The sequence below is a fragment of the Streptomyces sp. NPDC056883 genome (assembly GCF_042788835.1).
Taxonomy (GTDB): Bacteria; Actinomycetota; Actinomycetes; order Streptomycetales; family Streptomycetaceae; genus Streptomyces; species Streptomyces stoeckheimensis.
In genome coordinates this window covers 1-22,426 of record NZ_JBHUBS010000002.1, presented here as the reverse complement: position 1 = coordinate 22,426, position 22,426 = coordinate 1, and the positions used below count along the sequence as shown (strand labels likewise).

15 protein-coding genes are annotated in these 22,426 nt (G+C 71.6%); 4 read left to right on the top strand and 11 right to left on the bottom strand.

What is annotated here, in order from left to right; translation table 11 throughout:
- Positions 1–140 precede the first annotated feature (140 nt).
- The 8 genes from ACFRU2_RS05470 to ACFRU2_RS05435 form a co-directional block, all read right to left on the bottom strand.
- Positions 141–1,715, bottom strand: coding sequence for an Ig-like domain repeat protein (locus tag ACFRU2_RS05470; protein WP_382967898.1), 1,575 nt, complete (start codon positions 1,713–1,715; stop codon positions 141–143).
- A gap of 38 nt (positions 1,716–1,753) precedes the next feature.
- A complete protein-coding gene (locus ACFRU2_RS05465) occupies positions 1,754–2,749 on the bottom strand; it encodes a hypothetical protein (protein ID WP_382967895.1) in 996 nt (331 codons plus the stop codon).
- 180 nt (positions 2,750–2,929) lie between these two features.
- Positions 2,930–5,665, bottom strand: a complete 2,736-nt coding sequence (locus ACFRU2_RS05460) for a hypothetical protein (protein WP_382967890.1) — start codon at positions 5,663–5,665, stop codon at positions 2,930–2,932.
- Positions 5,665–7,452 carry a phosphate ABC transporter substrate-binding protein PstS gene (gene pstS, locus ACFRU2_RS05455; protein WP_382967888.1) on the bottom strand — a complete coding sequence of 596 codons (1,788 nt, stop codon included), beginning with the start codon at positions 7,450–7,452 and terminating at the stop codon, positions 5,665–5,667. Before pstS ends, ACFRU2_RS05460 begins: the two co-directional genes overlap by 1 nt.
- A gap of 69 nt (positions 7,453–7,521) precedes the next feature.
- The gene (gene pstA, locus ACFRU2_RS05450; protein WP_382967885.1) at positions 7,522–8,745 is read right to left on the bottom strand and encodes a phosphate ABC transporter permease PstA; all 1,224 of its coding nucleotides are present in this window, start codon (positions 8,743–8,745) and stop codon (positions 7,522–7,524) included.
- A 116-nt stretch (positions 8,746–8,861) separates the two neighbouring features.
- Entirely contained in the window at positions 8,862–9,884 is a 1,023-nt protein-coding gene (gene pstC, locus ACFRU2_RS05445) for a phosphate ABC transporter permease subunit PstC (RefSeq protein ID WP_382967883.1), read from the bottom strand.
- Positions 9,881–10,285, bottom strand: coding sequence for a hypothetical protein (locus tag ACFRU2_RS05440; RefSeq protein WP_382967881.1), 405 nt, complete (start codon positions 10,283–10,285; stop codon positions 9,881–9,883). Before ACFRU2_RS05440 ends, pstC begins: the two co-directional genes overlap by 4 nt.
- Before the next feature lie 529 nt (positions 10,286–10,814).
- On the bottom strand, positions 10,815–11,291 hold the full coding sequence (locus ACFRU2_RS05435) for a DUF2000 family protein (RefSeq protein WP_382967879.1): 477 nt from the start codon (positions 11,289–11,291) through the stop codon (positions 10,815–10,817).
- Between the two features lie 49 nt (positions 11,292–11,340).
- Between ACFRU2_RS05435 and ACFRU2_RS05430 the strand changes: the two genes are divergently transcribed.
- The 3 genes from ACFRU2_RS05430 (at position 11,341) to ACFRU2_RS05420 (ending at position 15,140) form a co-directional block, all read left to right on the top strand.
- Positions 11,341–12,174 (top strand): AraC family transcriptional regulator, encoded by an 834-nt coding sequence (locus tag ACFRU2_RS05430; RefSeq protein ID WP_382967877.1) that lies wholly within the window; start codon positions 11,341–11,343, stop codon positions 12,172–12,174.
- 292 nt (positions 12,175–12,466) lie between these two features.
- The gene (locus ACFRU2_RS05425) at positions 12,467–14,458 is read left to right on the top strand and encodes a discoidin domain-containing protein (protein WP_382969554.1); all 1,992 of its coding nucleotides are present in this window, start codon (positions 12,467–12,469) and stop codon (positions 14,456–14,458) included.
- A gap of 82 nt (positions 14,459–14,540) precedes the next feature.
- Positions 14,541–15,140, top strand: a complete 600-nt coding sequence (locus ACFRU2_RS05420) for a TetR/AcrR family transcriptional regulator (RefSeq protein ID WP_382967874.1) — start codon at positions 14,541–14,543, stop codon at positions 15,138–15,140.
- Between the two features lie 7 nt (positions 15,141–15,147).
- Here the strand turns inward: ACFRU2_RS05420 and ACFRU2_RS05415 are convergent, their stop codons facing one another.
- The 3 genes from ACFRU2_RS05415 to ACFRU2_RS05405 all read right to left on the bottom strand — a co-directional run bounded on the left by ACFRU2_RS05415 (position 15,148) and on the right by ACFRU2_RS05405 (position 18,612).
- The gene (locus ACFRU2_RS05415) at positions 15,148–16,047 is read right to left on the bottom strand and encodes a formylglycine-generating enzyme family protein (protein ID WP_382967872.1); all 900 of its coding nucleotides are present in this window, start codon (positions 16,045–16,047) and stop codon (positions 15,148–15,150) included.
- Positions 16,048–16,124: 77 nt separating this feature from the next.
- Complete coding sequence (locus tag ACFRU2_RS05410; RefSeq protein WP_382967871.1) at positions 16,125–17,525, bottom strand: sulfatase; 1,401 nt, start codon at positions 17,523–17,525, stop codon at positions 16,125–16,127.
- A gap of 127 nt (positions 17,526–17,652) precedes the next feature.
- Entirely contained in the window at positions 17,653–18,612 is a 960-nt protein-coding gene (locus ACFRU2_RS05405) for a LysR family transcriptional regulator (protein ID WP_382967868.1), read from the bottom strand.
- Between the two features lie 186 nt (positions 18,613–18,798).
- Between ACFRU2_RS05405 and ACFRU2_RS05400 the strand changes: the two genes are divergently transcribed.
- Entirely contained in the window at positions 18,799–22,284 is a 3,486-nt protein-coding gene (locus ACFRU2_RS05400; protein ID WP_382969551.1) for a M28 family peptidase, read from the top strand.
- Positions 22,285–22,426 lie beyond the last annotated feature (142 nt).

Genomic DNA, 22,426 nt, shown 5'->3' with positions numbered 1-22,426 from the left:
GTAGGGGGGGGGGGGGGGGGGGGGGGGGGGGGGGGGTGGGGGGGGTGGGGGGGGGGGGGGGGGGGGGGGGGGGGGGGGGGGGGGGGAGGGGGGCGCGGGGGCCCCCCCCCCCCCCCCCCGACCCGGAGCTCATGCCTGGATCAGATGGCGGTGAGCGTGAGGGTCGCGGAGTACGTGCCGGCGACCGTGGAGGTCGGGACGTTCAGCGCCAGGTCGGCGGTGACGTGCGCGGTGCCGAGTCCGCTGCCGTTGGCGAGCGTGCGGGCGGACTTGAGGCCCGCCGTGCCCGAGTCGCCGGTGGCCGCACCGTGCGCGGCGGCGACGGCGGAACCGGGCGTCACCGTCTGCGCGGGCGCCTTGTCGACGAGCTTCGGGCTCCAGCCCAGGTTCTGGCCGTTGATGGCGTGGGTGGCACCGTCGGAGAAGTCGGTGACCTGGCCGCTGACGGTCCAGCCCGGGTTGCCGGCGCGGGTGTCGGTGAGGGTGACCGGGTTGATGGAACCGGCCGTGGTCAGCAGGTCCCCGTCGGAGTTGAGCACCGGCGAGGGCAGGGTGACCTGCGGGTTGGCCACGCTGATGGCCAGCGCGCCCGAGTTGACGGTGGTGGTGATGGTCTCGGAGGCGGAGACACCGGCGAAGGCGCCCACCACGTAAGGGATCGCACCCGAGTCGGAGCCGGTGAAGGCACCCGCGTCGGCGGGGACGAACACGGCGGTGAAGGAGTGGTTGCCCACCGGGAGGCTGCTGGTGTTCAGCACCGCGGTGCCGGCCGCCACCGGGACGGTGCCCAGGGTGACGGTGGAGCCGCCGACGTTGTCGGTGAACTTCACCGATCCCGCCGCGCCCGCGGGGGTGACCGTACCGGTCAGGGTCACCGGGCTGAACTGCGGCGCGGTGCCGGCCGGGGAGACGGCCAGGGCGGTCGTGGTCGACGCGGCCGGAACGGCCGTGACCACGTAGGAGACGGCGGAGGAGGCCGAGCCGTTGTACGAGGCGCTCGCCGGCGTGAAGACGGCCGTCAGGCTGTGCGTACCGGCGGTCAGGTTGGACGTGGTGAGCGCCGCGGTGCCGTTGTTCACGGTGACCGGGGTGCCCAGGTCGGCCGCGCCGTCCTTGAACTGGACGGTGCCGCCGGCGCCGGCCGGGGTGACGCCCGCGGTGAGGGTGACCGGGGTGCCCGCCTGCGCGGGACCGGCCGGGGTGACCGCGAGCGAGGTGACGGTGTCGGTCTTCACCGCCGGGTCGGTGTTCTGGTAGGTCGTGTTCGAGGTGAACCAGATCGCGCCGGTGTAGTCGCCGAGGCTGGTGCCGTTGAAGGCCGTCCGGCAGATCACGGTGAAGTCGTACTTGCCCTGCAGGGTGGTGAAGCCCGCCTGGCTGGCGTAGTCCCGCATGGTGGAGGTCAGCGGGATGACCATGCCGCCGTTGGCGGCGGTCGGGTAGGTCGCGATGGGCGAGTTGCCGACCACGTTCAGGCCCTCGGCCGGGAAGCCGGAACCCGCCACCGTGACCAGCACGTTGGTGGCGTTGGCCGGGCAGGCGGCCGAGGTCGTGAAGGCGATGCCGGACGTGTCCGCGCCGGTCGCCGGGTTGATCTCGATGGTGCCGATCGGGGCGGCGTACGCGGCGCTCGCCCCGGCCAGACCCGCCGCGAAGGCGGTGGTCACGGCGGCGACCCCCAGGGCCATGGTCCGCAAAACTCTGTTCTTCAGCACAACGTCTCCAGAATGTGAAGCTCGGGCGGCGATCAGGGTCAGGGGGTCTGCTTGGTGGTGTCGCCACAGTTCGGGCTGGTGGCGAAGCCGTAGGTGTTGATCACCGAGGTCTGCTTGCAGATCTCGGAGGTGGCGCCGACGAAGACCGTGCTCCACGGGGCCACGGCGACCTTGTTGGTCGGGATCACGTTGTAGACGTCGCGCTTCACGCCGAACCCGCTGTTGAGGACGGTGGGCGCCGTGCCGTCGACCGTGCCGAGGATGGCGCGGCCGCGCAGGTCCGCGATGGTCTGCGAGGACTGCGACTGGTACTGGGCGATGGAGAACGGCACGATCGACTTGTCGTCGAGGAGGCGGCCGTCGTGCTCCTGCACCGGGGTGGTGCCCTTCTTGTCCTTGATGCAGGGGTAGATGCCCGCGACCACATCGGCGTCCGTGATCCCCATCTGGGACTCCCAGAAGCTGCGGGTGCCCGAGCCGGCCTGCGGCAGGTAGACCGTCATGGCGAAGTTGGGGCCCGAGCCGACGTAGTTCGGGTCGCAGTGGTAGATCGCCTTCAGGTCGGTCAGCGACAGCTTGCGCGGGATCGCCGACCCGGGGGTGATGGCGTAGGTGACGCCGTCGACCGCGAAGGGCACGTACGTCAGGCCCGGGGCCGCCGCCGCCAGGTTCAGCGAGGAGGAACGGGCGAAGTCCAGGCAGCCGTTGTTCGCCTGGAGGGAGGTGAGCAGCGCGGAGCGGCCGGCGCCCGAGCCGTTGGGGCGGGCGATGGTGCAGTTCGCGTTGACCGCCGGGTCCTTGGTGGTGATGTTGGCGGAGCCGGTGGAGTCGTAGGAGCCGATGACCTTCTGGCCGTTGACGGTGATGGCCGCGGCCAGGCCGTTCATGACGTCCTGAGTGGTGTCGGAGCCGACGCCGGAGAGCTGGCGGTACGGCGGCGGGCCCGCCGGGTCGGCGGCGGCGAGGCCGGCTCCGGCGATGGTGGCCGCGAGAGCGAAGGCCGAGACGCCGAAGGCGATTTTCTTCTTGTTCACTTGGGATGACCCCTCAGCTAGGCTGCGCCCGGGGTGGTGCCCGGCGCGCGTGGGATGAAGTTCCGTTGGCGCGGATTGGTCAGACGGTCGTCGCCGGGCACCACCTCCTTTCGTCGTGCGGAGCCGTGGCGTGGGCTTCGGTTCCGGTCCGGCGGGGCTCAGTCCTGGTCCCGGCGGGCCTCAGTCCTGGTCCGGTGGGCTCCAGTCCCTCGGGCCGGTCTTCTTGTGGGTCGCCCAGTCCGCCGGCAGGTCCGCGGGCCCGCCGGACGCCACGGGCGCTCCCCCGGCCGCGCCGCGCAGGGACCGCAGCCAGAGCAGGGCCCCGGGCAGGTAGCGCGGGAGCACCGGTCCCGCGAAGGCCGCGAGCGCCCCGACCACGAGGCAGATCAGCAGGACGTTGCGGATGGCTCCGACGACCCAGTCCGGGGTGGTTCCCGTCGCCTGCGCCGCCGGGGCGCCCGTGGTACCGGTGGTGCCCGTGGCACCCGCGGCGCCCGCCGGGGTGCTCGGCGAGGCCGCGGCGGGGCCGGGCGCGGCCGCCCCGCCCGCCGCGGAGCCGCCGCCGGCCGTCGAGGCCCCGGAGGCCGAGGTTCCCGTACCGGCCGGGCCGGAGCCGCCGGAAGCCGCCGCGCCGCCCGTGCCGGACGGCGTACCGCCGACGGCGCCCGGAGCCGGGGCCGTCGGGGCCGAGGGCTCCGGAGCGGGCGTCGGCTTCTTGCCCGCCTCGGTGCTCACCCGCTGCGCCGCCGCCCGGGTCTGGGCCCGCAGGGCCTCCGGCAGCGGGGCGTAGCCGTGCGGCAGGCTGCCCGCGGACACGCCGGGGGTCTGCCCCTGGGCGGCCGCGTAGGCCAGCATGGCGCCGTAGTCCTTGCCCTCCGCCTCCGTGAGGTCGGCGGGCACGGTGGCGGCGTAGGTGAGGACGGTGAGCGGGTAGGCCGCCGGGTCCGCTGCCGCCGGGTCGGGAGAGCTGACCCCGTCGGCCCCGGCCTTGCGGGCGTTCGCGGCGGCGATCAGCGCGCCCGGCTCGGGGGCGACGAACGCACCGCCCGCGTTGAGGAGTTCGGCGCGCACCAGGCCGTACCGGTCGGCCGTCGCGGTGTCGGTGACGGCGAGCACGGCGCGCGAGCCAGCGAGCTGCGGCGGGTCCTTCTTGTACGTGGGCGGGGTGGCCGTGGCGTCCCAGGAGGTACGGGCCAGGGTGTCCCCGCGGCTCGCGGCGCGCGCGGCGGCGTGCATGTCAGTGGCGTAGGGGTGCTTGTCCTGGATGCAGAGCGGGGACTCGGGGTGCTCTTCCGGGAAGGGCTGACAGTACGGATCGCTCTTGGGGAAGGTGTCCAACGGCAGGGCGAGGCCCCGGTAGTTCGGGTTCACGGCCATGCCGGCGTACGCGGCGTCCCCGTGCGCGCCCGTGTTGTCGGGCGTGCCGTCGAGGAACTCCCGTGCGGCCGGGTCCCGGGACACCCACTCCCACAGCTGCCGGGTGGTGTCGGCGAGCGGCTGCGGGACCAGGGCGTCACCGAGCTTGCCGCCGAAGTCCAGTCCCGCGTAGGTGGGGTTGTGCCGCATGAACTCCGGGTCGCGGCCCAGGTTCACCGGGTTCTTCGCGGTGCTTTCGGCGAAGCGCGAGTTGCCGTCCTGGTAGGACTCGGTCAGCAGCTTCGCCACCAGTCTCGGGGTCAGCCGCAGGCTGCCGAGCCGGGTTCCGTTGCGTGCCCTGACCTCGTCGGGGGCCTGGAATCCGGCCTGGCTCTCGATGAAGAAGCCGATGGTGATGCCGGAGAGGGCCACGGGTGCGTAGACGGGCTTGCGCACGGGGTCGGCCGGCGCCGGCCGACCGAGGAAGACCAGCCCGGGGGTGCCGGAGAGCAGCTTGACGCGGGCGGTCTCGTCGGGGACCTGGGCGTAGCCGTAGATGGCCTTGCCGCCGGTCTGGCACAGGGCGGGCTGCCAGCGGGTGACCGCCTCGGCGGCCATCTCACTGCCGATGATGCCGCGTTCCTCGGCGCCGATCGGGCAGTAGCTGCCCAGGGGTTCGAAGCCGAGCGGGACGACGATGCGCTGCTTCCAGTTGGCCGGGCTGAGCGGGGAGGACTGGAGCTGTCCGCTGGACTGCGCGGTGTACGGGCTGCCGTCGACCTCCTTCTCGCCGCGAGGCACGATCACCAGCCAGCAGCCGCGTCCCGTCGCGGGGCTCCGGGTCCCGGGGATCGCGGAGCCGCAGCCGAGGCCGGGGGCCTCGACGGCGGTCTGGGTCTCGAACCAGACCTCGCCGGCGCCGCGGGCGTTGGTGCGGGCGTAGGGGACCTCGTTGGTGCTGTTGACGTCGTAGAACTCGTTCCAGTTGCCCGGACTGACCGGGTCCCCGCCCACCGTGCGGAAGGGGGCGAACGAGATCCCGCTCGGGGTGGGGGGCGGCAGCGGCTCGTGCTCCGCGTCCTGGAGGTTGGCGCCGTAGTTGAGCTGGCGGGTGTTGGTGTAGGCCCCGGCCTGGTTGCCCGCGGCGCCGAGGGCGGAGGAAGCGCCGAACTGGCACTGGTCTGCGGCGGGCCCGGTGGCCTCGTCGCCCCAGCACTGCATGATCTGGAGGTAGTTGGCGCTGTAGGCGGTGTCGGAGACGGTGGGCTTGCCGCCGGTCCAGGAGATCTTGACGACCTGGCCGACGAGGTTGCGGGTCTGGCCGACCGTCACCTTGAGGTCGGCGAACTCGCCGGCCCCGGACACGGTGACCTCGGATCCCTCCCCGCCGGCCGCGTACGCGGCCTGCGGGCCCAGGCCGGCGGGCCCGGAGGTGGCCACCACGGGAAGCAGCACCAGGCAGAGCGAGCCGAAGAGCAGCCGGATCCGGCGCGTGCGGAACGGGGTGCGGACCTGAGCACGGAGCGGGGTACGGACCCGAGCAAGGAACGGGCTGCGCATCAGGACCCGCCCCCCGTGCGACCGCGCCGCGCCAGGCGCCGGGTGAGCAGCGGCGGGGCGACCGTGACGGCCAGCAGGATCAGTGCGCCGAGCACCATCAGGACGGTCTGCAGGGCTCCGCCGATGCCGGTCGAGGTGGTGACGGGTATCCCGAACAGGTCGGCCGCGCCCGCCGCGAGAGGCTGTCCCGTCACCGGGTCCACTCCCCCGCCGTCCGCGCCGCCGCTGCCCGAGCCGTCGCCCGTACCGCCGGTGCCGGATGCGGCGCCGCTGCCGCCGGAGACTCCGCCCGTACCGCCCGAGGCTGCCGCGCCCCCGGCACCTCCCGTGGCTCCGCCGGAGCCCGCGCCGCCCGTGCCGCCGCCCGAGCCGCCCGTACCGCCGCCGGAGGCGGCCGCGCCGCCGGAGGCCGCTCCGCCGCCGCCCGAAGCACCGTTCTGGGTCGGGGTCTTGTTGCCGCCGGTGCCGGTCTCGCACTGGGTGGGGCCCTGCTTGTCGCAGGCGGCGGGCATCGGGGCGGTTTCGGCCAGGGTGTTCCTGCCGTCGGGCGAGAAGGTGGGGTTGCGGCAGTTCTTGATGTCGATGTTCGCCACGGTCACGCCGGGGATGCGGCGCACCTGCTCCAGCCCCGCCTGGACGAGGTTGATGGGGAGCGGCGAGTAGCCGAGCCGGTCGACGGAGCGCTGTCCCTCGCAGAGGAAGTAGTAGGCGAAGGCGCCGAGCGCCTTGCCCTTCTGCGGGTTGAAGTTCGACTCCTGCACCGTCGGGATGATCATGTAGCTGTAGCTGGAGAGCGGGTAGGTGCGCTGGTCGTCCCCCGCGTAGACCCCTTCCAGCTTCTGCGTGAGGTCGACGGGGTCGATCTGCGCCTTGCCGAGCGACACGGCGACGTTCTGGGCGGTGGGCTCGGTGTAGTAGCCCGACTTGTTGAGGACCTTGACGACCGGGAAGCCCGTCGTGGAGACCGCGTAGGAGTACTCCACGTACGTGATGGTGCCGACGTTGCCCTCTTGGGCCACGTAGCCGGAGACGCCGTTGGAGCCGGACTGGCCGACGAAGCCGCGGCCCGCGACGGTGGGGAAGTTGGAGGTCTGGCCGCAGGGGGTGGAGCGGCCGGCCTTGCTGCAGTAGGCGTCCCACAGCGCCCCGTGCTGCGTGCTCATCCACTTGGTCAGCTGGGCCGTCGTGCCCGAGCCGTCGGAACGGACGACGGGGACGATCTTGCGGGCGGGGAGGGCGGCGGCGAGGCCCGGGTTGTCGGCCTTGATCGCCGGGTCGTTCCACGTGGTGATCACGCCGGTGAAGATCTTGGCGACGACCTCGCCGGAGAGGCGGAGGTTGGTGACCCGGCGGTTGCCGATCTTCAGGTTGTACATGAAGGCCGTGCCGCCCGCGACGATCGGCATGTACGCGAACTTCCGTGCGGGCGGCGGGTCGACGACCCCCGAGTCCTTGATCCCGTAGGGGATCTCGGAGACCGCGAAGTCGACGGTGCCGTTGCGGAACTGGTTGCGGCCGTCGGACGATCCCGTACCGCTGTAGTTGACCGTCATGCCGTACTGCTTGACGTTGGCCCGCCACTGGTCGAGGGCGTTCTGGCTCCAGGTGGAACCGGCGCCGGAGACCGGCACGTAGCTCTCGGCGGAGGCCGGCGCCGCGCCGGGCAGGACGGCGGCCAGCGCCGCCAGGAGCAGCGCGAGTCCGCGGACGAGGAGCCGTCCGCGCCGGGCGGGTGCGCGCTCGCCCGAAGGGGCACGCACCGGGTATGCCGGGGGTCGTCCGGGCATGGGTAACTCTCCTGATCGGTCACAGATCGTACGAATGGACGCGGCGCGGGCCGCGAAGAGCGGGGCGGGCTACGCCCGGGGCGGAGGGAGCGCCTGCCACCCCTGTGGCTCCGGCCCCCCGGCCTCCTCTTCGGCCAGGGCGAGGTCCCGCTCGGCGGCCCGGGCCCGCATCCGCTCCAGGTCACGGGCGGACGCCAGGACCCGGCGGTGCTGCGCGCCGCGGCCGAGCTGGCCCGGGGCCTTGCCGCCGATGACGCGGGCGAGCACGAAGAGCAGCAGCACCAGTGCCATCAGCAGGGCGGCGCAGCCGAAACCCCGGGCGATCATGGACTTCTCCGGGGACTGGACCAGGCTGAACACCGCGAGCGGCAGCGAGAGTTGCGGCCCGTCGAAGGGGTTGGCGTTGAGCCCGTTGGCGATGCCGGAGGTGAGCAGCACCGGGGAGGTCTCCCCGATGCCGCGGGCGGTGCCCAGGATGACGGCGGTGGTCAGTCCGGAGCGGGACGTGGGCAGGACCACGGTCCACACGGTGCGCCACTGGCCGGCGCCCAGGGCGTAGGAGGCCTCCTTCAGCGAGCCCGGCACCAGCCGGATCACCACGTCGGAGGCCCTGATGACGATCGGCAGCATCATCACGGACAGCGCGAGGGCGGCGGCGAAGCCGGACTTGTCGAAGTGGAGCAGCAGGATCCAGGTCGCGTAGACGAACAGGCCGGCCACGATGGAGGGCAGCGCCGTCATGGCTTCGACGATGGTGCGGACGAACCGCGCGTAGCGGCCCGGGACTTCGTTGAGGAACACCGCGCAGGCCAGCCCCAGCGGCACGGAGACCGCCAGTGCGATGCCGATCTGCTCCAGGGTGCCGACGATGGCGTGCAGCGCCCCGCCCTGGCTCAGCGGCTCCAGCGGACCGGTCGCGGACATGTCCTCGGTGAAGAAGTTGAGGTGGGCCAGGGCGCCCCAGCCGCGCATGAGCACGTAGCCGACGACGAACACCAGGGCCGTCATGAGCAGGGCGGCGATGCTGTGCACGAGGGCCTGGGCGAGGCGCGCCCGCACGGTGGCGGCGGATTCGTCGAGGGACACGAGGACGGCGTAGAGCGCCATGAAGGCCAGGTAGAGGACGACCGCGAAGCCGAGGGGCGCGTTGAAGGGCAGGAGCCGGCCGAACAGCAGGGCGGTCACGGCGAGCGCGGAGGCGGCCGCGCCCACCATGGCGAGGACGTCGCGCAGGTGCAGGGTCGCGGTGTTGCGCCGCTGCTCGGGCGGGACCCCGGCTCCGTCGAGCAGCACGGGCGGGCGGACGGTGGCCCCGGCGGGAGCGCCCGGGATACCCGGAGCTCCCGGAGCTCCCGGGGTACCCGGAGCATCGGCAGGACCCGGGCCGTGCGGCCGGTGCGTGAGGGCGGTCATGCGTCGGCCCCCGCTCCGGAGCGGCTGCGGGCCACGACCGAGGAGGCGATGAAGTTGACCACCAGGGTCATCAGGAAGAGGGTGAGGCCGGCCGCCATCAGGGCGGATATCCCGAGGGGGCTGGCCGAGCCGTAGCGCAGGGCGATCAGGGCGGACACGGAGATGGCGCCGTTCTGGAGGATGTGCGGCTGGATCACGAAGACCGGGGAGATGATCAGGTAGACGGCGATCGTCTCCCCCAGCGCGCGGCCGAGCCCGAGCATGGTGCCGCCGATGATCCCGCCCCTGCCGAAGGGCAGGACGACGGAGCGGATGACGCCCCACGGTGTGGCGCCGAGCGCGAACGCGCCCTCGCGCTCGCCGGGCGGCGCCTGGGCGAAGGCCTCGCGCATCACCGAACAGGCGATCGGCGTCACCATCAGCGCGACGACCATGCCCGCGATGAAGGTGGAGGAGGTGTAGAAGGTGTTCGGGCTGAGCGGGTCGCGCGGGTCGTCCCCGTCGACCGCGAAGGGCGGGAACCAGCCCAGGTACGTGGTGAGCCAGCGGGACAGGCCGACCACGTGCGGCTGGAAGAGGAACAGCCCCCACAGGCCGTAGACCACGCTGGGCACCGCGGCCATCAGGTCGACGAGGCTGATCAGGGTCTGCTTGATGCGGCGCGGGGCGTACTCGGTGATGTAGAGGGCGGTGCCCATCGCCAGCGGCAGCGCGAAGAGGATCGCGACACCGCCGATGAGCAGGGTGCCGATCAGGACCGCCGCCACACCGAAGTTGTGGGAGTCGGGCTCCCAGGCGGAGGTGGTGAGGAAGGACCGTCCGGCATCGTCCAGAGCCGTCAGGGCGCGGCCTGCGAGGAAGACGCCGACCAGGGTCATGACGAGCAGGACGGCGGCGCCGGCGGCGCGGGCCGAGCCCCGGAAGATCCGGTCGGCGGGATCGCCGCTCCGGGCGAGGGCCCGCGGGGTGACGTGCTCGTCCTCGGGGGCGGCCGGGGGGATCACCGTGGTCGCGGTCACCGCAGGCCTCCCCCGCGCAGGGCCAGACCCGGGGCGTCCCCGGCACCGGGCAGTCGCAGACCGCGCAGCCGCCGGGTGTGGGTGACGCCGGAGGCCACCTGCGCCTCGGCGACGGCGGTCAGGAACAGCTGGAGGCTGTGGCGGCATTCGCGCTGGCGGCGAAAGGTGCGTACGGCCACGGCCACGCACTGCTCGTCGAGGGCGAGCTGCCAGGTCCAGGCGCCGACACCGGAACCGGACAGGGCGCCGGCCGCAGCGGTGGACATCGCCACGATCGGGACGGCCTCGCCGATCCGCTCCCGGAGCCGTTCGACGGCCGTACCGCAGGCGCCGAGGGTGCGGAACACGGAAGGGCTGCGGCCGAGTTCGTGATTGTTGGAGCCGACCAGGCGCCAGCTCACGCCGTCGGACCCGCTTCCACGGCTGCCGTGGCCGCCGTCCCCCCGCACTCCGTGCGGTCCCCTCGCCATCGGCGCAGGCGCCTGGCGTCTTTCCACATCCACCCAGGACACGAACAGAAAACGTGGCTGCGACACCGGACCACCCCCCTTCCCCACAAGCCGTGCGTGGCCGGAAAACGGCCACCCACCCATGGCCGCGGGCATGACAATCCACGGGGCGTAGGGCTCTGGGGCACACGGATCGGTGAAGCAGAAACGGAGAACACGTGAACGCGCGGCGGAGGCGTGTTCCGTGTGGCGCAGCGGGTTTCCCTTGGGGCGGCGGGGATCCCGTCCCCATCGGGCACCGGGCGACCTTCACAAGAAAACCCCGAAGGGACGCGGGGCCCGGGGGCGGAGGACGCCGCACGGCCCGGTCCGGGGCCCCGCGCCGGGCGCCGAGACCCCCTGCAAGCCCCCTCCGAAATGACCCCGCCCCCGCCGTCCGGTGGCCGAAACAGGATCCCGCCACCGGTTCGCCTCGCGGCGCTCACCGGTGCATGCGGGCCCCCTTGAGCACCTTGTCCACGGAGTTGCGCGCCCCGTGGACGGCGATCCCGACGAGGTCGAGGTGATCCCTGCCCACCGCCGCCACGGCCGCCCGGTTGGCCCGGTCGTGGCCCGTGCCGAACAGGTCCGAGGTGAACACCGCCGTCCGCAGCCCGCGCCGCACCGCCCGCTCGTGCGCCGCCGTCACCGTTTCCTTGCCGCCCTCGAAGACCAGTACGGGCTGGCGGAACATCGGCAGGTAGGGGGTCCCGTCGCCGTCCTCGTACGGTTCGCCGACCACTTCGGGGACCGCCGTACCGAGCCCGCTGACGAGGAACGCCGTGACGTTCAGCCGCTGCCAGGTCTCCAGGTCGTCGCGCAGCAGCACCGCGATCTTGGTGTCGAAGCGCACGGGCCCCTCCGTACCGGCCTCCGCGCCCGCGTCCATGCCGTTCTCGTTCTTCTTCTCGTCGCTCATGCCCTGAGACTGCCGGGCGCCCCCGCGGACGGTCTTGTACGTTCTTTGCGTGCAGCCCCAGCAGGAGGTCTCGGCTTGGCGTCCGCAGGTCGCGGGTGTCGTCGAGGTCTTTCACGCCCGCTTCACCGCGCACGCCTACCCCATGCACGTCCACGACGCGTGGACCCTGCTGATCGTCGACGACGGCGCCGTCCGCTACGAGCTCGACCGTCACTCCCGCGGCACCCCGGGCGACACCGTGAGCCTGCTCCCGCCCCAGGTCCCGCACAACGGCTCCGCCGCGACACCGCGCGGGTTCCGCAAGCGCGTCGTCTACCTCGACACGACCGTGCTGGACGAGCGCTTCATCGGCGCCGCCGTGGACGGCCCGGACCTCGCCGACCCCGTGCTGCGCCGCCGGGTCGGGCAGCTCCACCGGGTCCTGGCCGACCCCGGTGACGAGTTCGAGGCGGAAAGCCGGCTGGCCCTGATCGGCGAACGGCTGCGCACCCTGCTGCGGCCCCGCCTCGAACTCCCGGGCGCACGGGACGCATCAACCCCCGGCAGCGGCACCGGAACCGGCACCGGCATCGCGCGGAGCCTGCGCGAGCTCCTCGACGAGCGGGCGGCCGGCGGCCTGTCCCTGGAGGAGGCGGCCGGTCTCCTCCAGGCCCACCCCGCCCACCTGGTGCGCGCTTTCAGCGGCGCCTTCGGCATCGCCCCGCACCAGTACCTCGTCTCGCGCCGGGTCTCCCTGGCCCGCCGGCTGCTCCTCGACGGCCGCCCGGCCGCCGAGGTCGCGGTCGCGGCGGGCTTCTACGACCAGTCCCATTTCACCCGGCACTTCAAGCGCGTCGTCGGGACCACCCCCGGGCGCTACGCGCGTTCCTCCGCATCCCGCTGACGGCGGCCCGCCGGACCAGTAGGGTGACGAGCCATCAGGTCATGTGACCCGGACTCTTGACTCTGTACCCGGCAGTAGCGATTCTCGTCCCCATAGCTTGCGCGGGACATGACAAACAGGTGCCAGGGCGGCCACGCCTCCGGTGGACCGTGTCCTCGACCGCGCCCTCCGCCGACCGAGGACGTGAGTAGTGGCCATGACCCCAGACCCACAAAGGCAACGACCGGAACCACACCGCCGCCGACGGCGCAGGCCGTTCGCGATCCTGTCCCTGTTCCTCGGCCTGCTCGCCATGGTGCTCGGCCCCGCCCCGGGAGCCGCCGCCGACAACAACTGGTGGGAGCCCACCGCGCGGCCCGCGCCCGACTCCCAGATCAACGTGACCGGTGAGCCCTTCAAGGGCACCGACGCCCAGGGCAACGTCCGCGGCTTCGTCGACGCGCACGACCACATCATGTCCAACGAGGGCTTCGGCGGCCGGCTGATCTGCGGAAAGCCGTTCTCCGACGCCGGCATCGCCGACGCGCTCAAGGACTGTCCGGAGCACTACCCCGACGGCAGCCTCGCGATCTTCGACTTCATCACCAAGGGCGGCGACGGCAAGCACGACCCCGACGGCTGGCCCACCTTCAAGGACTGGCCCGCCCACGACTCGCTGACCCACCAGCAGAACTACTACGCCTGGATCGAGCGCGCCTGGCGCGGTGGCCAGCGCGTCCTCGTCAACGACCTCGTCACCAACGGGGTGATCTGCTCGGTCTACTTCTTCAAGGACCGCAGCTGCGACGAGATGACCGCCATCCGCCTGGAGGCGAAGAAGACGTACGACATGCAGGCCTACGTCGACAAGATGTACGGCGGCCCCGGCAAGGGCTGGTTCCGCATCGTCACCGACTCCGCCCAGGCCCGCGACGTGATCAAGCAGGGCAAGCTGGCCGTGGTCCTCGGCGTCGAGACCTCCGAGCCCTTCGGCTGCAAGCAGATCCTGGACATCGCCCAGTGCAGCCAGGCGGACATCGACCGCGGGCTCGACGAGCTGTACGGCCTCGGCGTGCGCAGCATGTTCCTGTGCCACAAGTTCGACAACGCCCTGTGCGGGGTCCGCTTCGACGAGGGCGCGCTGGGAACGGCCATCAACGTCGGGCAGTTCCTGTCGACCGGCACCTTCTGGAAGACCGAGCAGTGCACGGGCCCGCAGCACGACAACCCCATCGGGCTGGCTCCGGCGGCCGCAGCCGAGAAGCAGCTGCCGGCGGGCGTGAGCGTGCCCTCGTACGCCTCGAACGCCCAGTGCAACACCCGCGGACTCACCGATCTCGGCGACTACGCGGTGCGCGGCATGATGAAACGCAAGATGATGCTCGAACTCGACCACATGAGCGTGAAGGCCGCCGGCCAGGCCTTCGACATCATGGAGACCGAGAACTACCCGGGCGTGATCTCCTCGCACAGCTGGATGGACCTCGGCTGGATGGAGCGGCTCTACAAGCTCGGCGGTTTCGCCGGCGCGTACATGGGCGGCTCCGAGGGCTTCAGCGCCGAGGCCAAGCGGACCGACGCGCTGCGCGAGAAGTACAACGTCGGCTACGGATACGGCACCGACATGAACGGCGTCGGCGGCTGGCCCGGCCCGCGCGGGGCGAACACGCCGAACCCGGTCACGTACCCCTTCCGCAGCACCGACGGCGGCTCCGTCATCGACAAGGTGACCACCGGCCAGCGCACGTGGGACCTGAACACCGACGGCGCGTCGCACTACGGCCTGGTGCCCGACTGGATCGAGGACATCCGCATCGTCGGCGGACAGGGCGTGGTGGACGACCTGTTCAAGGGCGCCGAGTCCTACCTGCGCACCTGGGGCAACTCCGAGCAGCACAAGGCCGGCGTGAACCTCGCGTCGGGCCGGCCCTCCTCGGCGAGCACGTCCGAGTGGTGGAACCCCTTCGTCAGCTTCGCGCCCGGCCTCGCCTTCGACGGCAACCGGAGCAGCCGCTGGGCGAGCGAGTGGAACGACGACCAGTGGCTCCAGGTCGACCTCGGCTCCGAGCACCTGGTCAAGCGGGTCACCCTGGACTGGGAGGCCGCGTACGGGCGTTCGTACCGCATCGAGGTCTCCGCGAACGGGACGGACTGGACGACGGCCTGGTCCACGACCGCAGGTGACGGCGGCGTGGACACGGCGAGGTTCGCCGGGGTTCCGGCCCGTTACGTACGCGTCCACGGAGCGGGACGCGGGACGAAGTGGGGTTACTCCCTGTACGAAGTCGGCGTATACAGCAGCTGACGGCGTCGAGCGGGGTGTCCGGGGGCCGGTGTGCCCCTGGACACCCCGCTCGGGGCGCACCGGAACGAAGGGGAACCCGTACATGGCACGGATGCCGTTGACCGACCGGCGCAGGCAGCTGACGGAGGCGGCGATCCGTGCGATGACCCGCGACGGGGTGTCCAGGACCACGACCCGGTCCATCGCCGCCGAGGCGGGCGTCTCCCTGAGCGTCTTCCACTACTGCTTCGACTCCAAGCAGGCGCTGCTGGAGTCGGTCATCGAGACCATCACCGCGCACTACGTCACCCTCGTGAAGGCCGCGATCCTGCCGAGGCCGACGCTGCGGGAGACCGTCCGGGCCGGCTTCCAGGCGTACTGGGACCACGTGCAGGCGAGCCCGGGGGCGCACCTGCTCACCTACGAGCTCACCCAGTACGCGCTGCGCCAGCCGGAGTTCGGGCACCTGGCGCGCAAGCAGTACGAGTCCTACTGCGAGGCGTACACCGTGCTGCTCGAGGAGCTGCGCCTGATCCACCCGTTCGAGCTCAGCGTGCCGGTGACCGTGCTGGCCCGCTATCTGGCGGCCATGACGGACGGGGTGACCCTGAACTTCCTGGTCCTCGGCGACGACAAGGCCGCCGCCGAGATCCTGGACATGGTCACCGACCACGTGGTGGGACTCGTCATCGAGGAGAACTGATCCGCCCTCAGGCAGCCACCCGGAAACCGATGTTGGACGTGGAGCTGTCGGGGGTGTTGGAGCTGCGGGCCGCGACCCGGTAGCGGTTGCAGTACGAGTCGTGGCAGAGGAAGGAACCGCCGCGCATCGTGCGGGAGTCGTGGCCCGGCGCGAAGGGGTCCTCGCACCATTCCCACACGTTGCCCACGGCGTTGTAGAGCCCGTGGCCGTTGGGACGGTACGACTTCACGGGGACCGTGCCGAGGTGGGGGCCGGTGTGGGTGCCGGGGAAGTCGCCCCGCCAGATGTTGAGCAGCGTGCGTCCGCCCGGGGCGAGTTCGTCGCCCCAGGGGTAGCGGCGCTGCTCCAGGCCGCCGCGGGCCGCGTACTCCCATTCGGCCTCGCCGGGCAGCCTGGTTCCGGACCAGGAGCAGTACGCCCGGGCGTCGTTCCACGAGACGTGGACGACGGGGTGGTTCTGCCGGGTCGTGACGGACGATCCGGGACCCTCGGGGTGCTTCCAGCTCGCGCCGGACACCGCCCGCCACCAGGGGACCCCGGCCACGGGCGGTGCGGTGGCGGCGAGTTCCTGCGCCAGCAGTCCGGCGAAGACGAAGGAGAACCCGAACTCCTCCGCCTCCGTGACGTGTCCGGTGGCCTTGACGAAGGTGGCGTACTGGGCGTTGGTCACCGTCGTCGGCGCGATCCTGAAGGGATCCACCGCCACCTCCCGGACCGGGCCCTCTCCGTCGGCCGGGAACCCGTCCGCGTCCTCCGTGCCCATGAGGAAGCGCCCCCCGGGCAGGTCGAGCAGACCGCGTACGGCCCGGGGCGCGGCGAGCGCGGGCTCAGCGAGCACGGGCGCGCCGAGCAGGGTGACGGCGCCGGCCGGGGAGTCGTGCCCCGGGGTGCAGCAGGAGGAGGTCATGAAGGGCTCCGGTGAACGTGCGGATGGATGCGGTCCGGGCGGGCGCCGGGTGGTGCGCCCGGCCGGAGGTCCGGGGGCTAGCCGACCCGGTCGGCGGCGAGCTGGGCGGCCAGGGCGGGGATGCCCAGGTTCCGTTCCTGCGCCGGGGTGGCCTGGTACAGCTTGTTGACCAGCTGGTGCGGGTCGGCGGCCAGGTCGTAGTACTCCCGGAAGGTGACCTCTCCGGTGCCGGACACGATGCCATTGGCGTCGGTGTGCAGCTTGTAGTACTCCACGTACTGCTTGTCCTTGGCCACGTAGGAGGACCAGGTGCGGTGGTCGGGGGCGGTGCCCTGCTTCCACCATTCGACGAGCAGGTGGTCGCGGCTGTACGAGCTCAGCAGCGACCGGCCGTCCTGCGGGGTGTTCGGGGTGATCCCGGCGGCGTCGAGGATGGTGGGCGCGATGTCGATGTTGGCGACGATGCGGTCGTCCACGGTGCCGGCGCCGAGGCCGCCTGCGGGCCAGGAGAGGTAGAACGGCACCTCGTGGGCGGGACTGTAGGGCACCGACTTCGCGGTCCAGCCGTGGTCGGCCCAGCCGAAGCCGTTGTCGCCGATGTAGATGACGAGGGTGTTGTCGAGCTGGCCGGTGGCCGCCAGCTTGTCCTTGAAGGCCTGGACGGCGTCGTCGACCGAGAGGAGCACCCGCAGCTGCTCCGCGCGGATGCGCTTGCCGTCTTCCAGCGTGCCGGTGGCGTCCTGGATGTAGGGCGGCTTGTCGCTGCGGTCGGCCTCGGTGACGGAGGGGCGTCCGTTCCACTCGGGCACGGGGGTGCCCGCGTACTTCGCCTCGGGCGTACGGGGTCCGTGCGAGGCGTACGGGGTGACGTAGGCGAACCAGGGGCGGGTGTCGGTGGCCGCCTTGTCCAGGAAGCTCAGCGTGCGGTTCTTGATGATGTTCGTGGTGTAGCCGTTGATCGTCTGGACCGACCCGTTGACGTTCCACTTCGCGTCGACGTATCCGGGCTGGAGCAGCGCGAAATCCTCGAAATGCGGGGGCGCGTCGGCAATGTTCCAGGAATTGAGGTATTTGCCGAAGAGGCCCGTGCGATATCCGGCCTGCTTCAGATAGCGCTGGACCGTGGTGTTCTGGTCCAGGGCGGCGGAAGCGGCGTTGTTGCGGACCCCGTGGTTGTGGGCGTGGCGGCCGGAGAAGACCGAGGAGCGGGAGGGCGCGCACAGCGGGGTGGTGACGTGGCCGTGGCTGAACTTCACACCCTGGCCGGCGAGCCAGCCGATGGTCTTCTGAAGGGCCCAGTCGGTCTGCTTGGGCTGGTCGTCGGTGACGATCAGGAGGATGTTCGGGCGGGTCGCGGATGCCGCCGCGGGGGCCGCGCCCGCCGGGCCGATCGCGGGCACGGTGGCGGCGGCCGCGGCCGCCGCGGTGCCGGCGAGGAACCCTCTCCGGCTGACCTGCGTGCGGGCTCTCTTACTCATGGGTATTTCCTCCAGCTCTCCGAAGGCGAAATGGTGTGGCGGCCACTGCCCTGCGGAGAGCGTAAAGCGGGGGGAATACGCGTTCCATGTACGGAGTGTGAAATGACGTCAGGTTCTGTGAACGGCGTCAATCCATGGCCGGGTGGGCTTCCGGGTGCTCGTCCCACCAGGCCCGGTGGAAGGGATTGTTGTCCACATTGGCCAGATACGCGTAGGCGGCCGATCGGTAGAAGAGTTCCGCTTGGCGGGCCGAGACCGTCGAGCGGTTCCAGGCCAGCCGGATGCGCCCGGTGATGGGGGCCCCGATCAGCGGGCGCATCACCGTGCCCGCCACGGCGGGTGCGGTCGGCTGGCTGAGGGAGACGGCCCGGCCCGCGGAGATCAGGTCGTACTGCATCATGCGGTCGGTGATCCGGTACCGCAGCGCGGGGACGAAGCCGGCTTTGGCGCAGGCCTCGACCAGTGCCTCGGGTCCGCCGTCGTCGTCCTCGACCAGGGTCATCCACTGCTCGTCGGCGAGGTCCCCGAGATCGAGGGCCTCCAGCCGGGCCAGCGGATGCCGGGCCGACATGCGGATGCAGAAGGGTTCCTTGGGGACCAGGGTGCGGGCCGTCACTCCCGCGGGCAGCGGCACCTCGTGGTCGTTCACCTCTCCGTACACGATGACGTCGTAGCGGCCCGCGCCGAGCATCCGTACCAGGGCGGTCACCGAGTCCTCCAGGTCCACGGTGATCTCCCGGCCCGGCAGGGCCAGGTCCTGCCGGGCGATCAGGCCGTCGATCAGCACCAGCAGGATGCAGCCCAGGCGCAGCGGAGCATCGGTCGTCCGGGCCCGCGTCTCCGCGCCGAGGGCGTCCATCTCGCTGAGCACGCGGCGCGCCTTGGCCAGGACGAACTGACCGAGCGGGGTCGGTTCGACCCCGAGCCGGCCGCGGACGAAGAGCTCGCCGCCGGTGACCCGCTCGATCCGGCGCAGCTGGGCGGAGAGCGCCGGCTGTGAGACCCCGAGGACCCGCGCCGCGCCCCCCAGGCTTCCGGTCTCCGCTATCTGGCAGACGGCTTGCAGATGTCTCAACTCCAGCTGCATCCCGGCAGCTTACGCAGCGTCATCCGCCGACACCATAACGCCGGTCTTATGTCGGCAGAGATGTCCCGATCTCGTCATGGACACGCCCATACTCGGCCGCGAACAGCCAGATCGCCTTTGGCACCTCTCCTCTCCCCGTTCCACCCCCCACACGATCGGAGTGGACTCTTGCAGCCCACCAGATGGATGGCCGCCCTCGCGGCCATGGTGCTGACCACGGGCCTCGCCGGCACGCTGGCCACCACCGCCACCGCCTCGCAGAACGCGGATCCCCTGCCGCCCACCGCTGCCGAACGGGCCGTCGCCGCGGCCGACGCGGCCGTGCGCAGCGGGCTCGACAGCCTGGTCAACTCACCGCAGCAGCAGTACGACCGGCGCCTGGTCACCCCCTGGGTGAAGGACCTCTACTCGGTCGCGTACGAGCGCAGCTACCGCGGCCTGCCGGTCGTCGGCGGCGACGCGGTCGTCCTCGCCGACGGCCAGGGCCGGGTGCGCGCCCTCCAGTCGGCCTCGGCGACCGCGATCGACGTGGCCACCACCGCGTCGGTCTCGGCGCAGGCCGCCGAGACGGTCTCGCGCACGGAGCAGGTCAAGACCGACAAGGTGGAGAGCCGCCGGCTCGTCGTCAAGCTCAAGGACGACAAGGCGGTGCTGGCCTGGGAGACCGTTCTGGTCGGGCGGACCGCCAAGGCGCCCAGCAGGCTCCACGTGTTCGTGGACGCCCGCACCGGCAAGGTGCTCGACCGCTTCGACGAGGTGGTCGCGGGCAGCGGCAACAGCAAGTGGAACGGCCCGAACCCGCTGACCATCGACACCACGGCCTCGGGCAGCACGTACTCCCTGCGCGACCCGAGCCGGACCGGCCTGAGCTGCGCCGACTACAGCTCCGGCACGGTCTTCTCGAAGTCCTCCGACTCCTGGGGCACGGGCAACCCGACCTCCAAGGAGACCGGCTGTACGGACCTGATGTTCGCGGCGCAGAAGCAGTGGGACATGCTGAGCCAGTGGCTCGGCCGCAACGGCGTCAGCGGGAACGGCCGCAGCTTCCCGGCCAAGGTCGGCCTGAACGACGTGAACGCGTACTGGGACGGCAGCTCGGTCAGCATCGGCCACAACAACGCCAACGAGTGGATCGCCAGCATCGACGTGGTGGCCCACGAGTACGGGCACGCCATCGACTCCAACACCCCGGGCGGCACCAGCGGCCAGGAGTCCGGGCTCGGCGAGGCCACCGGCGACATCTTCGGCGCTCTGACCGAGGCCTTCGCCAACGAGCCCTCCCCGTACGACACTCCGGACTACCTCGTCGGCGAGACGATCAACCTCGTGGGCAGCGGGCCGATCCGCAACATGTACAACCCGGCGGCCGTCAACAACGACCCGGCCTGCTACAGCTCCGCGATACCGGGCACCGAGGTGCACGCGGCGGCCGGCCCGCTGAACCACTGGTTCTACCTGCTCGCCGAGGGCACCAGCCCGGGCGGCGGCAAGCCGAACAGCAGCACCTGCAACCAGTCCACGCTGACCGGTGTGGGCGTACAGAACGCCGGCAAGATCTTCTACGGCGGCATGCTGCTGAAGACCTCCAGCATGTCCTACAAGAAGTACCGGACGGCGACGCTGAGTTCCGCCAAGTCGCTGGACACCACCTGCAACCTGTTCAACAAGACCAAGGCCGCCTGGGACGCCATCAGCGTGCCCGCGCAGTCCGGTGACCCTACGTGTACCCCGAGCGGCCAGGAGAGCGACTTCTCGCTGGCGCTGAACCCGGCCTCGGGCACCGTCCAGCAGGGTGCCTCGGTCACCACCACGGTCGCCACCGCCATCTCCACGGGCACCGCCCAGCAGGTGACCCTCACCGCGTCGGGCCTCCCGGCCGGCGTCACCGCCTCCTTCAGCCCGGCCACCGTGCAGTCCGGCCAGTCCTCGACGCTGACGCTGACGGCCTCCTCCAGCGCGGCTCCGGGATCCTCGACCGTCGTGGTCAAGGGCCAGGGCACCAGCCTCGCGCACACCGTCGACTACGCGCTCACCGTCGGCGGCACCACGCCCAACCCCGGCGCGCCGAACATCGACGTGGCCGCCGTCCAGGCGCACCTGACACAGCTCAACACGATCGCCTCCCAGAACGGCGGCAACCGCCGTGCGGGCAGCGCCGGATACACCCAGTCAGTGGCGTACATCAAGGGCAAGCTGCAGGCCGCCGGCTACACGGTGACCGAGCAGAACTGCTCCTCCTGCACCTACCCGTCGAACAACCTGATCGCCGACTGGCCCGGCGGCCCCGCCGACCAGACGATCATGTTCGGCTCGCACCTCGACAGCGTCTCGGCGGGCCCCGGCATCAACGACAACGGCTCGGGCTCCGCGACCCTGCTGGAGAACGCGCTCGTCCTCGCCCAGAAGAACCCGACGATGACGAAGCACGTCCGCTTCGCCTGGTGGACCGACGAGGAGCAGGGCCTCAACGGCTCGAAGTTCTACGTCAACCAGCTCACCAGCACCCAGAAGTCGGCCATCAAGGCCTACTACAACTTCGACATGGTCGGCTCGACCAACGGCGGCTACTTCATCAACAACGTCAACTCCACGGCGGCCGCCCCGCTCAAGGCCTACTGGACCTCCCTGAACCTCGCTCCCGAGGAGAACACCGAGGGCCAGGGCCGCAGTGACGACTACTCCTTCCAGCAGGGCGGCATCCCCACCTCCGGCTACGCCGCCGGCGCCAGCGCCCGCAAGACCGCGGCGCAGGTCACGAAGTGGGGCGGCACCGCGAACGCGGCGTACGACCCCTGCTACCACTCCTCCTGCGACACCACGAACAACATCAGCGCCACCGTCCTGGACCGCAGCGCCGACGGCGTGGCCTACACCGTCTGGAACCAGGCCGTCGGCGGCACCACCCCCGGCCCGGACTTCTCCATCAGCGCCTCCCCGGCCACCGGCAGCGCCGCCCAGGGCGGCAGCACCAGCTCCACCATCAACACCGCGACCGTCAGCGGAGCCGCCCAGACCGTCGCCCTGTCGGTGACCGGCGCCCCCGCCGGCACCACCGCCTCGCTGAGCCCCGCCTCGGTCCAGTCGGGCAGCTCCTCGACGCTCTCCGTCCAGGTCGGCGCGAGCACCGCGCCCGGCACCTACACCCTGACCGTCACCGGCTCGGGCTCGGTCAGCCACACCACCACCTACACCCTGACCGTCACCGGCACCGGCCCCTCCTGCACCCCGCGCCAGCTGATCGCGAACGGCGGGTTCGAGAGCGGCACCACCCCGTGGACGACCACCTCGAACGTCATCACCAACCAGGCCGGCCAGACCCCGCACGGCGGCACCTACAAGGCCTGGCTCAACGGCTACGGCACGACCCGCACGGACAACGCCTCGCAGTCCGTGACCATCCCGACCGGCTGTTCCTCGTACCAGCTCGGTTTCTACCTGCACATCGACACGGACGAGACCGAGAACACGGTCTACGACACCTTCACGGTCTCGGTGGGCGGCCAGACGCTGGCGACCCTGTCCAACGTGAACGCGGCCTCGGGCTACCAGCTCAAGACCTACGACGTCTCCCGGTTCGCCGGCCAGACGGTCACGCTGAAGTTCCAGGGCCTGGAGGACGCCTCCCTGCAGACCTCCTTCGTCGTGGACGACGTCACCCTCCAGGTGAGCTGACGCCCCCGGCACCCTGAGCACCGCCTGAGCACCGCCTGAGCACCCACCGGGGGGAACCCACCCCCGCCCCCCCACCCAGGCAAGTGTCTGCCCTCCCCCCTTCTCTTCTTCCCCTTTTCCCCCCCCCCCCCCCCCCCCCCCC